The organism is Arthrobacter sp. Soil736, assembly GCF_001428005.1.
In the GTDB taxonomy this organism is placed as follows: Bacteria; Actinomycetota; Actinomycetes; order Actinomycetales; family Micrococcaceae; genus Arthrobacter.
Window position 1 is genome coordinate 128,123 of sequence record NZ_LMSB01000008.1, and the last position, 10,753, is coordinate 138,875.

The 10,753-nt window shown below is 66.9% G+C and carries 8 protein-coding genes and 1 pseudogene; 3 read left to right on the forward strand and 6 right to left on the reverse strand.

All coding sequences use genetic code 11. The annotated features are described in order from the left end of the window. Window positions 1-6: 6 nt before the first annotated feature. Window positions 7-810 (forward strand): amino acid ABC transporter ATP-binding protein, encoded by an 804-nt coding sequence (locus ASG92_RS06915; protein ID WP_056626300.1) that lies wholly within the window; start codon window positions 7-9, stop codon window positions 808-810. 91 nt (window positions 811-901) lie between these two features. Here the strand turns inward: ASG92_RS06915 and ASG92_RS06920 are convergent, their stop codons facing one another. Both ASG92_RS06920 and menD read right to left on the reverse strand, forming a co-directional pair. After that, a complete protein-coding gene (locus ASG92_RS06920) occupies window positions 902-1,855 on the reverse strand; it encodes a type IV toxin-antitoxin system AbiEi family antitoxin domain-containing protein (RefSeq protein WP_056626301.1) in 954 nt (317 codons plus the stop codon). A gap of 144 nt (window positions 1,856-1,999) precedes the next feature. Continuing rightward, on the reverse strand, window positions 2,000-3,718 hold the full coding sequence (gene menD, locus ASG92_RS06925; protein WP_056626379.1) for a 2-succinyl-5-enolpyruvyl-6-hydroxy-3-cyclohexene-1-carboxylic-acid synthase: 1,719 nt from the start codon (window positions 3,716-3,718) through the stop codon (window positions 2,000-2,002). A 448-nt stretch (window positions 3,719-4,166) separates the two neighbouring features. On the opposite strand from menD, the gene ASG92_RS06930 reads away from it, so the two are divergent. After that, the gene (locus ASG92_RS06930; protein ID WP_056626304.1) at window positions 4,167-5,231 is read left to right on the forward strand and encodes a LacI family DNA-binding transcriptional regulator; all 1,065 of its coding nucleotides are present in this window, start codon (window positions 4,167-4,169) and stop codon (window positions 5,229-5,231) included. A gap of 87 nt (window positions 5,232-5,318) precedes the next feature. Here the strand turns inward: ASG92_RS06930 and ASG92_RS06935 are convergent, their stop codons facing one another. From ASG92_RS06935 to ASG92_RS06950, 4 genes are read right to left on the reverse strand one after another with little or no spacing between them, the layout of a single operon-like run. After that, the gene (locus ASG92_RS06935) at window positions 5,319-6,758 is read right to left on the reverse strand and encodes a glycoside hydrolase family 32 protein (protein ID WP_056626306.1); all 1,440 of its coding nucleotides are present in this window, start codon (window positions 6,756-6,758) and stop codon (window positions 5,319-5,321) included. A gap of 23 nt (window positions 6,759-6,781) precedes the next feature. Continuing rightward, window positions 6,782-7,684, reverse strand: a complete 903-nt coding sequence (locus tag ASG92_RS06940; RefSeq protein WP_056626308.1) for a carbohydrate ABC transporter permease — start codon at window positions 7,682-7,684, stop codon at window positions 6,782-6,784. 8 nt (window positions 7,685-7,692) lie between these two features. Beyond that, window positions 7,693-8,649, reverse strand: coding sequence for a sugar ABC transporter permease (locus ASG92_RS06945; protein WP_157372132.1), 957 nt, complete (start codon window positions 8,647-8,649; stop codon window positions 7,693-7,695). Then, window positions 8,646-10,067 carry an extracellular solute-binding protein gene (locus tag ASG92_RS06950; protein WP_056626310.1) on the reverse strand — a complete coding sequence of 474 codons (1,422 nt, stop codon included), beginning with the start codon at window positions 10,065-10,067 and terminating at the stop codon, window positions 8,646-8,648. The genes ASG92_RS06945 and ASG92_RS06950 overlap by 4 nt, the downstream gene beginning before the upstream one ends. A gap of 268 nt (window positions 10,068-10,335) precedes the next feature. Here ASG92_RS06950 and ASG92_RS30400 point away from each other — a divergent pair. Beyond that, window positions 10,336-10,500: pseudogene (locus ASG92_RS30400) on the forward strand (dihydrofolate reductase family protein); the annotation flags it as partial. Window positions 10,501-10,753 lie beyond the last annotated feature (253 nt).

Here is a 10,753-nt window from a genome sequence, read left to right on the forward strand (position 1 = left end):
AAGACAATGAACGACGTCGTAATTCCCTCCCGCAACCACACCGGGCCTGTCCAAGCCGCAGGGGTCTCCATCAAGGACCTGCGCAAGTCGTACGGCTTCAACGAGGTCCTCAAGGGCATCAGCCTGGACGTTGCCCCGGGCGAGGTTGTCTGCCTGATCGGACCGTCCGGTTCCGGCAAGTCCACGCTGCTGCGCTGCGTCAACCTGCTGGAGCAGCCCAACGAGGGCACCATCCACGTGGGCGGCTTCGAGGCCACCGACCTGGACGTGGACATCGACAAGATGCGCCGCAAAGTGGGCATGGTGTTCCAGCAGTTCAACCTGTTCCCCCACCTGAACGCGCTGCGAAACTGCACTATCGCGCAGACCAAGGTGCTCAAGCGCTCCCAGGCCGAAGCGGACAAGGTGGCCCACGCCAACCTTGACCGCGTGGGTCTGGGGCACCTCGCGGACCGTTTCCCGGACCAGTTGTCCGGCGGCCAGCAGCAGCGCGTGGCCATTGCCCGGGCGCTGAGCATGGACCCGGAGCTGATGCTCTTCGACGAGCCCACCTCGGCCCTGGACCCGGAGACGGTGGGCGACGTGCTCTCCGTCATGCGGAACCTGGCCAAGGAAGGCATGACCATGCTGGTGGTCACGCACGAGATGGGCTTCGCCCGCGAAGTGGCGGACCGCGTGGTCTTCATGGACGGCGGCGTGGTGGTGGAGGAAGGCGTGGCCGAACACGTCATCAGCAGCCCGACCCAGGGTCGCACCAAGGAATTCCTCAAGCGCGTGCTGGACCCGACGCACATCGAGATCACGGAGTAGGCTTCTTCGCTTCCGCGCTGCGCAAATGCCCTGACGCTACTGGAATTCCGGTAGCGACAGGGCATTTGCGCGTCACGGGGTGATTTGCGCATCAGCCTGCTGAACGTGCACGACGGCGGGGCACGCCGGCCGCCGCCAGCTTCCGTTCCAGCCGTCCTGGCGTCATCAGGTCCGACCAGACCCACCGGACCACGGCACGACCGGTCGCCCGGATCCGGTCCTCCCTGTACTTTTCATCGACCACGGCTTGAGACGGGCTTCGGCCTCGGAGATACTCCGGCTTCAAGTACTTGTCGACGCCGTCGAACTCGCCGGCAACCCGGACGCCGCGCCAGTAGTAATCTGCGTAGCCAACGAGCCCATCCGCATCACGGACCTCGTACTGCAAGGCCGGTGGCTCAAAGCCGTTAACGCTCATGAGGGCACGGCCATACGACTCTCCCGCTGAACCAGAGAGCGGATCCGCAAAATCAATGGCCACCGCGATCCTGCGGGCGGCCGCGGACGTGTAGTTTCCTTCGATACCAGCCAAAAGCGCTTCCTTGGACAGAGCCGGGAGCCCCTTCGCCGTGTCCGGCCTGAGCACGTGGTCCAGCGGCACGATGGCCTCGGCAAAGGACGTGAACGCAGCGAGATCCAGTACAGTGCGCACCCGTCCGGTAACCAAGAGTCCTTCGCGCCGGACCGCCGTCAGGCCGGCCGGATCCGCGTAGTGGCGGCGGACTCCGGCACGCGACCGGCCGCCGTCGTTCTGGAGGGTCAGGGCGTGCACCACTTCCTGGCGGCCAACCGTCGGAATGCCCCATACGCTGGCTGCGGAATAGCGGGCAAACACCGTGGGCGAACCGCAGGTCTCCGCCGCGGCATTCACCCGTAACCGGTACTGCTCCCAGGGTTTGAGGGCATGCCACGCGGTCCCATCCACGTACACGCCGTGCCGAATCCTGACCAGCGCACCGGTGCTGGAGCGCCGCGCCAGGTCCTTGGGCGTCAGCCCGTGCTGTATGTGGTCGCGGGCGAGAATCAGCCTGGGTAATTCGGTCATAAATGGAACATTCGCAGGTCCGGGCAGAGCCGGACAGCGGCGATTGGGGCTATGTGGAAATCCGCTCCTTCGCGACGCGCACATTGCCCGGCGCGCACGGGATTCCCGTAGCGTCAGGTATTTTCCGCGTCGCCAGGCGGAAAGCTACTCCGCGAGCACGCCCGCCACGGCTGCGCTGACCGCCGCCTTGATCCGCCGATGCAGCGCCCGCAGCTCGTGCCGGTCCGTCCGCACCTCAATGATGGTGCGGCCCGCGAACGGCGCGGCAAGCGCCTCGGCAAGTCCCGCCGTCGTACTCACCGCGCAATGCCCGACGCCGTACGCTGCGGCTAGTGCCGCGATGTCTACTGAGTGGGGGGTGCCGAAGAGGCGTTCGACGGCGTCTCCGTAGCCGCCTGCCTCCGCCACCGCGCCGTGCTCGAGGAGGCTGAAGATGGCGCCGCCGGAATCATTGAGCACCACGATCCGGAGCTGCGGCTCGCCCTCGCCGGCGCCGAGAAGGAGGCCGCCGGCGTCGTGCAGGAAGGTCACGTCGCCAAGAAGCAGGGTGGTCTCCTGGCGGCCGCCGAGCGCGATGCCCGTGGCGGTGGAGATGGTGCCGTCGATGCCGGCGAGGCCGCGGTTGGCGAAGACGGTGGCGGCGGGTTCGGTGGCGGGCTGGCCGGCGAGGTCGACGTCGCGGATGCCGTTGGAGGAACCGAGGACCAGCTGGCCGCGGGTGTGCTGCCAGACGACGGCGCCCACGGACGGGCCGGTCGCTGCGTCGGCCGTGGCGAGCACACCGTCGAGGGCATGCTGGCCAGCGGCGCCGGCGAGCAGCCAGGCATCAAGCCACGCCGAGGAGCCGCGCCCCGCGAATTCCGCGAGTTCGGTCAGGCTGGCGATCGGGGTTTCGCGGCGCCGGCCGGGCTCGTACCAGGCCACGGGAACGGGCTCGTAGAGGGCGGCGGGGACGTCGGCCCGGGCCAGCAGTGCCGAGACGGGCCGCGAAAGCGTGGGGCGCCCGAAGACCACGACACGCTCGATCGGCATCACCGAGTCCGGTCCGAAGTGCTCCAGGAGCAGCCGGTACGGGCCCACGGCGTTCGGGCCGAAGCGTGAGTTGGACGACGGCTCGGCAAGAAGCGGGAGGCCGTGGGCGCGGGCGAAGGCTTCGGCGACGGGCCCGGCGTCGTGCCCGGCGAGGACCACGGTGCGCAGCTCCGGAAGGTCGGCCGTGGCGTGGGTCAGCGTCATGGTGAGCGGTTCGGTTGCGATCCGGAACGTGCCGCGGCCGTGTTGCTCCGGCAGCCGCTCCCCTGCCTCGGGAACCAGCGGATCCCGGAAGGCGAGATTGAGCTGGACGGGCCCGGGCGGCGTGTCCTCGAAGGCTCCCGTGGCCGCGGCCAGGGCCGTATCGACGGCGCGCTGCGGGCTGTCGCCGGCGGGAACATCGACGGCGAAACGCACGTGCTCGCCGAACAGGTCCAGCTGGACAGTGGTCTGGTTGGCACCGGTTCCGCGGAGCTCTTCCGGCCGGTCGGCCGAAACCACCACGAGCGGCACGGCGGCGTGGTTGGCTTCCATGACTGCCGGCATGAGGTTTCCGACGGCGGTCCCCGAGGTGGTCAGTACAGCCACCGGAGCTCCGGTCGCCAGGGCGAGGCCCAGGGCGGTGAAGCCGGCCGCGCGCTCGTCGATCCGGACCAGCAGCTCCACCTTCCCGGCCGCCGACGCCTCGGCCAGAGCGTACGCCATGGGCGCGGAGCGCGACCCCGGAGCAACCACAACAGAGCGGACGCCGCCGTCGAGCAGCGCCGCGACGGCGATCCGCGCAGCTCCCAGCGAGGTCAGTGTGTCCTGCGCTGCGTCGGTGCGGCTGATGGTATCCGCGGAGGCGTTGACATGGCTGTCCGCGTCGCTGTGTGCTTTCGAGTCGCTGTGTGCTTTCGCGTCGCTGTGTGCTTTCGAGTCGGCCGGGGCGCCCGTGGGGTCGCCTTCGGAAAGAGGGGCATCATCGGCGGCTGCATAGGCGTTGAGCGGGTCCAGCGGGTTCTCAGAAGTCACCAATCCAGTCTCCCATCAACCAAACGCTCTCTCACATCCTGCATCTCAAACCGGGACCCTCTCTCACTTCCTGCACCTCAAACCGGGACGCTCTCTCACTTCCTGCACCTCAGACGCTGAAGGTGAGAGAGCGTCTCAAGAAAACCCGCAGGAAGTGAGGGAGCGTCCCTGAAAAACACGCAGGAAGTGAGAGAGCGTCCGTTAGCTCACACGAGTTAGGTAAACTGCAGCAAAGCAGTGATTTTCCCACACAGAGGATCAGCCCATGAACCGCAAGGCCACCGCACTGGACGTCGCCAAGCTGGCGGGTGTCTCGCGCAGCGCTGTATCGCTCGTGCTCAACGGGCGCGGTGAAGGCAACGTTGCCCCCGAAAGCCAGCAGCGCATCCGCGAAGCAGCCGCCGCGCTCAATTACTCGCCGAACAAGATTGCCCTGAGCCTGCGCAATCAGCGGTCGCGGGTCATCGGGATCGTATCGGACCACGTGGTCGTGAGCGCCTTTGACGGGAACATCATTGGCGGGGCCGACGACGTCGCACGCAGCCGCGGCTTTGTCACCGTAGCCATGGACACGGAGTTCGACGCCGCCCGGGATGAGAGCGCCGTGGAGACCCTTCTGGACCGACAGGTGGAGGGACTCATGTACGTCACGGAGGGCCTTAAGCCCCTAGAGGTGCCGCCGGGGATGCTGCGCGTTCCGTCGGTCCTGGCCAATTGTTTCGACAGCGCCCCGGCCCCGGCCCTTTCCCACGTGATCCCGGACGAAGTGCGCGGCGGCAGGGAAGCCGCTAACCACCTGCTGGAGCTGGGCCACCGCGACATCGCCCTGGTGGCTGGCCCCGCCGAAGCCTCGGCCGCACCCCTTCGCGTCGCCGGCTACCGCGAAGCCTACTCCGGGCGCCACCTTCCGGTCCGGGAAGACCGGATCAGCTTCGCCGGATGGGACATTGACGACGGATTCCACGGCGCCATGAAACTGCTCGACGGCGTGTCTCCCGCCGAGCGGCCCACCGCCATCATGGCCGGCAACGACCGCGTCGCCATCGGAGTCGTGCTGGCCGCCGCCCGACTGGGCCTCAACGTGCCCGGCGACCTCTCGATCATGGGCTACGACGACGAATTGCACATCGCCGATACCATGGTCCCCGCGCTCACCACCATGGCCCTGCCGCATCGGGAGATGGGAGCCGCGGCCATGACCCAGCTGTTGGAACGGATCGAGGGCGACGGCGGTTCCGAAACTGCGCGAGTTGACGGCCTCGAGACCTTGGTCCCCTGCCGCCTCATAATCAGGGAGTCCACTGCGCCCGTACCGGCGGGCCGCAGCTGATTCCCGCCCTGCGACGGCGGCACGGCGGCCGAACGGCACGACGACGGCACCCAGCTGAGTGCCGCCGTCGCTAAGTAACGCCGTCCTCTATTCGGGCTGGGCGAGCTCCCAAACCTCGGCCTGTGCCCGGCCGGGAAGCTCCAGGTGCCATTCCTCGCCGGGTAATGGGTAGGCGCGAACGGTTGTTGCCACGCCGTTTGTCCGGTACACCTCCACGATGGACGCGTCCACGAAGATCCGGAGCGACCCACCCTCGGGCAGCGGCTCCGCGAAGACAACCTGGCGGTCCCCGCTAGTGTCACCATCCCCTCCGCCAACAAGCACCAGCCGAACCTCGCCCGAGCCAGCGGCTATATTGCGGCCGTCCATCACCAATGCCTCCGCCGCACTTGGCAGCACCACGGTGCCGCCCAGGGCCTTCGCCACGGACTGGCCACGGTACGCGGCAATCTCGGGGGAAGGACTGACGGCCAGGGCGCCGTCGACCACCGAGAGTTCACGCGGAAAGGTCAGGACCCCGGCCCAGCCGGCAGCGTCAATTTCGTCCTGGCTGCGGCCGCGGCGCCCGTCGCGGCCCGGGCCCTCATTGGCCCATCCCCACAGCAGGGCCCGGTCCTCCAACGACACGATCTGCGGCGCGTAGAAGTCGCGCCCGAGGTCGGACTTCCCGCCGCCGCGGGGCGTGAACACCGGCAACCCGGTCTCCGCGTCCTCGGTCAGCGAACCGACCAAGTGGCCCACTCCGTTGGCGTGCTCGTGCTCGTCACCGGCGAGCCACAGGGAGAACATCATCAGCCAGGTTCCGGAGTCCCCGGCGGTTCCGGAGTCGCCTGAGGAGTCCCCGGAGGAATCGGGCACCTGTACCAGCTGCGGGCATTCCCAGATCTCAGCCGGCGTGAATTCGGAGGCCACCGGGTTCTCCGAGGTCAGCCAGATGCCCTGGTACTTCCAGTCGGACATGTCCTCCACCGTGTACAGGAGCAGTGCGGCGTGCCCGTTGGCGAGGCCGGCGCCCTGCATGGCGTACCGCTTGCCGTTGAAACGGAAGATGAACGGATCGCGCACGGCGGTGACCTGCCCGTCGTCGGGCATGGTGGCAGCCACGTGACCCGTCTGTTCCCAGGTGACCAAATCGGAAGAACCGCGGGCGATGACCACCTGCGAGTGGCCCCCGTCGCCGCGGACGCCCGAGTACGCCGCGGTGGGAACACCGCCGTCGTCCGTCACCACACCGGTCCAGCAGCCGTACTCATCCGGCCCGCCGTCCTGCGGGCGCAGCGCCACCGGGTGCTCCTCCCAGCGCACCAGGTCGGCGGAGCTCACGTGGCCCCAGGCGATCCTGTGGTGCCGGGCAGAGTCCGGGTTGTACTGGAAGAACACGTGGTACCGGCCGTTGATGTAGCTGATGCCGTTGGGGTCGTTGATCCAGCCCTGCGCGGGACGCGGGTGGAACCGCGGGAAGGCGGGGTCGGTGCGCGCGGCTGCGACGTCGTCGAAGTGGACGGCGGCGAGGTCCGGGGAGGGCATGGTGCGGCCTTTCGGTGGGTAGGTTATTTTCCGGTGCCGGCTGTGAGGCCGTCCTGGAGTGCGCGCTGGCCGAACATGAAGACCACCAGCGCCGGAATCATGGACAGGACCACGCCTGCGAGCACCACGGAGATGCTGCCGGTTCCCAGGTTGCCCTGGAGCGACACAAGCCCCAGCGGGAGGGTGAAGTTTTGCTCGGAGATGGTCAGGATGAGCGGGCGGAAGAACTCGTTCCAGTGGAAGTTGAACGCGAGGATTCCCACGATCGCCATGCCGGGCATCGCCAGCGGTGCGTAAACGGAGCGGAACGTCCGCCAGGGCGAGGCGCCGTCGATCGAGGCGGCCTCCGCGAGCTCGGCCGGGAGCCCCATGAAGTACTGGCGCATCAGGAAGGTGCCGAACGCCGTCGGAATGGCCGGCAGGATCAGCGCCAGCAGCGTGTCCGAGAGGCCCATGCCGCGGATCAGCATGAAGACGGGCACAATCGTGACCTGCACCGGCACCATCATGGTGGCCAGCACGATGGAGAAGAGTACACCGCGGCCGCGGAACTTCAGGTGCGCGAACGCGTAGCCCGCCATCGCTGCGGAGACCATCTGGCCCACCGCGATCAGCCCGGTTACCAGGGCGCTGTTGAGGACGAGGAGGAAGATATTCAGTTGCTGGAATACTTCGCCGTAGGACGTGAAGTCGGGGTTCCAGGGAAAGAACGACGGCGGCAGCTTGAAGGATTCCGACGGCGACCGCAGCGATGTGGACAGGGTCCACAGCACCGGGCCCAGGGTCAGGGCGGCAGCGATCAGCAGCAGGATGATGCGGACGGCGAAGTTCCAGCTGAACCTGCGCGGGTTGGGTGAGGTTTCCGGGAGGCCTTCAGACAGCCGGGGGGAATGCCCAGCCAGGCCGTGGTCTGTTGTGGTTGTCATGGCTGGCCCTACTGGTAGAAGACGAATCGTTTGCTGAGCCGGAACTGCGCGGCCGTGATGGCCATGATGATCAGGGTGAGAAGCACGCCGATGGCCGACGCCTGGCCGAATTCGAGCCGCTGGAAGGCCGATTCAAAGATCACCATGACGGCGGTGCGCGTGGAGTCGCCGGGGCCGCCGCGGGTCAGCACGTAAGGCTGGTCGAACACCTGCAGGGCGCTGATGATGGCCATCACCGAGGCCACCAGCGTGGTGGGGCTCAGCAGGGGCAGCGTCACGTGCAGATGCTTTCGCCAGCCGGTGGCGCCGTCGATCGATGCCGCTTCATATGTCTCAACGGGAATGGAGGCCAGGCCGCCGATGAACAGCAGGAAGGAGAACCCGAAGTTCTGCCACACGTACACAAGGATCACGACGGCGGCGGACCCGCCTGGTGTGGTCAGCCACGGCACCGCGGGGATGCCCACGAGGGACAGGAACCAGTTGACCACGCCGAACTGCTCGTTAAAGAGGTACCGCATGAAGATGGAAACCGAGGCCGCGGACAGGATCAGCGGGAAGAAGAAGGCCGAGCGGAAGAACACGCGCAGCCAGGCCGGCATCTTCTCCTGCACCATGATGGCCAGCGCGAGGGCGAGCCCCAGCTGGAGGGCCACGGCCACCACCACGAACAGGATGGTGTTCAGGAAAGACACCCGGACGGTGGGGTCCTGGACCACTTCGGAGAAGTTGTCGAAGCCCACGAAGGTCGGCGCGGAAATGATGTCCCAGCGGAAGAAGGCAAGGACCACAGAGGCCACGATCGGAATCAGGGTGAACAGGCCCATGCCGAGGATGGTGGGGGCCAGGAAGATCCAGGTCAGCCAGCGCTGGCTGTGCCTGGCGTTCGGCACGGGTGCCTTGGCGTGCGTGGCCGACCCGGCCGCCTGCCTCGGCCGCTCCCGCGGCGGGGTGGTGGTGCTCATGACTGCCTCCTCAGGGCCAGTTCAAGGTCGCGCTGCATGGAGGCGAGGGCCTGCTTGAGCTGGCGCTCGTCGCCGCTGACAGCCAGCGATACGTTCTTCATCAGGGCCGTTTCGACGGCGGCCTGCTGTGGTGGTGCCGGAATGGGGCCGGTGGTGGGGAACCGGTCCAGCGTGTCGTAGAAGACCTTCCAGTGGACGGGTCCCTTGCCGGCGTAGAGCTGCTCGTTGACCATGGAGCGGCGCGCCGGCGTGGTGATCGGGTTGGGAAAGATCAGTTCCATGGCCTCGCGGCTGGAGCTGAACTTGATCCACTCCCAGGCGGCGTCCTTGTCCTTGGCGGTCTTCATGATCGCGTAGCCGGCGGTGCCGAACTGGTGGCGCTGGGTCTTCCAGCGGGGGAAGAACTGGACGTCGAAATCGCTCTCGCCCATCCCGGCCTCGTGCAGCCCCTGCACCCAGTAGCCGCCGGCCGGCGTGGTCCCGATGCGGTTGGACGCGAACAGCCCGACGAGCGAACTGCCGCCGCCTTCCTCCGGACGGACACCGAGCCCGTCCTTGACCAGCCCGCGAAGGTAGTCGAAGGACTCGAACACACGGTCGTCATTGGCGTTGGGCTCAAGCCATTGATACCCGCCCGAACGGAGGCTGCGGGAGGGATCGTTGGCGTAGAAGCCGTCCCAGAGCCACTCCCCGCCGGTGGACCTGGTTTCCTTCAGGAAGCTGGTGTCGTTCGCGTAGAGCCACGGCACCACGCCGCCGAAGAGCCGGTTGGTCCAGTAGTACGGGGTGAAATCCGAGGTCCGGGCCTTCCGCATTGCGGCGAGGCTGTTACGGAAATCCACGTGTGTCCAGTCGTCCGCCGGGCGCTCCAGCCCTGCCTGCGCGAACGCGGTGGTGTTGTAGTACATGTTGGCCGCGTTCCAGTCCATGGGGAGCTGGTACAGGCTGCCTTTGTACATGAAGGCCTCCACCAGGCTGGGGTGGACGTCGTCGAAGAACTCGGTCATGTCCGCGGCGTCGCGGCGCACGTACTCGTCGAGCGGGTGGGCGAGCTTTTCCGCAAACAGCTGAGCGCCTTCGGTGGCCACGTAGACCACGTCCGGCGGAGTGCCCGCGGCCACCATGGTGAGGATCTTGGTGAAGAAGTCTTTCCAGTCCACGGCCTGAATAGCCTGGACCTTGACCTTGATCCCCGGGTGGAGTCGGGTGAATGCGTCGATGGCGCGCTGACGGGCGGCGGCGTCCGCGGCGGTGCCCATGATGGCGATGCTGAGGCTGTTGTCCCCGCGGCCCGGAATGTCCGTCCCGGAGAGCCGCGGCCACGATGCCACGGTTGCTCCGATAATTCCCGCGCCGAGGGCACCGAGGGCGGTACGACGGGTTATTTCCCGCAGGTGCCCGTTTGTGGCTCCGGTCATGTCATTTCCTTCCTAACACGTGTTAGGAAGAGTAGATGAACGACCTAACACGTGTCAAGCGTCACAGTGTGGGTGCGGTAATGCGACGCTCTCTCACTTCCTGCACCCCAAACCCCAACGCTCTCTCACTTCCTGCAGCCCAAACTCCGACGCCCTCTCACTGAACCGTCCCGGGTTTGATGCCGCTATCTTCTTTGAGAAAGATAGTGATTATGCCCAAGCAGTTCCCGCCCGAAGTCCGTGACCGTGCAGTGCGCATGACCTTGGNCAGTCCCTTCTCCGCGAGGGCCTGCTCGATGAGCTGGAGATCCATCTGATCCCGGTGCTGCTCGGTGGGGGACGGCGACTGTTCGGCGCAGAACGCGCCGAACTGGAGCTGACGCGTGTAATCGACGCACCCGGCGTCACGCACATGCACTACCGTGTGGCGTAGCGCCTCCCGCCGCGTCGGCCCGGCCGAGCAGCCATGAACCGTCCCGGGTTTGATGCCGCTATCTTCTKTGAGAAAGATAGTGATTATGCCCAAGCAGTTCCCGCCCGAAGTCCGTGACCGTGCAGTGCGCATGACCTTGGATCGGTTGTCCGAATACCCGTCTGTTTATGCTGCCTGCAAGGCACTGGCGCCAAAGCTCGGGGTCGGCGCTGAATCGCTGCGCCGCTGCGCCGATGTACGGCCGGTTTTCCGC